Here is an 881-nt window from a genome sequence, read left to right as displayed (position 1 = left end):
CTAAAGTAAGTTATCAATTAGTTCTTCAAGAGAGCGAAGAAGTACTCGCTGAACAGGAAATCGTCGTTCGTAATAGCTATCGCCACCAGTCCTCTGCACTATTATCAAAAGAGCGCGAGCGCAGTGAGCTACAGTCTGAACTTAGCCAGCGCATTGCTTCAGAAATATTCCGCCAGATAGATGTCGTAAATAAACAAACGCTAACTACCAGCGATTCCGGCAGTAACGAGGGCTCTGAGTAAGTATGCGCATCAAAGCTGAGCAACTTGAGAATGAGCTGAAAAAAAAGCTCTTACCGCTTTATTTGGTAACCGGTGACGAGCCACTATTGGTTCAAGAAGCTTTGGACAGCATTCGTCTGAACTGCAAAAAACAAGGCTTTGATGAGCGAAAGATTCTGGAAGTTGACCGCAAGTTCGATTGGACCAGCTTAAACGAAGAAGCTAACACTCTGTCTTTATTTGCAGAAAAGACACTAACTGAACTTCGACTTGGAAAATCTAAACCCGGTACCCCCGGTGCAAAAGCCTTTCAACAATATTGCGATAATTTGCCAGAAGATAAGATTTTACTGATCTGCGCCGATAAACTCGATGCTTCCACACTTAAAAGCAAGTGGTGTAGCCGACTTGATCAGACTGGTGCCATCATTCAAATATGGCCAATCAATCTACACGAGATGCCGCGTTGGATAGCTCAACGAGCCAATAAAATGGGCTTGAACTTAGCTCGTGACGCCGTTTCACTTTTGTCTGATAGATTAGAAGGCAACTTACTCGCTGCACAACAGGAGCTTGAGAAGCTTAAGCTTCTTCACCCTGACAGCAGTGTCGAAATTTCTACTGAAGATGTGTTGGAAAGTGTTTCAGATGCTTCTCGCT

2 protein-coding genes are annotated in these 881 nt (G+C 44.0%); both read left to right on the top strand.

The genetic code is table 11. From position 1 onward, the window contains the following. Positions 1–242 (top strand): hypothetical protein (locus A3735_RS30140; RefSeq protein WP_197485615.1); only part of this gene is annotated, 242 nt, incomplete at its 5' end. Positions 243–244: 2 nt separating this feature from the next. Then, a partial coding sequence (holA, locus tag A3735_RS02395; protein WP_068637529.1) for a DNA polymerase III subunit delta occupies positions 245–881 on the top strand: 637 nt, incomplete at its 3' end.

The organism is Oleiphilus sp. HI0061 (genome assembly GCF_001635675.1).
The sequence above is the reverse complement of the archived record's forward strand: the minus strand, read 5'-3'. Positions and strand labels throughout refer to the sequence as shown.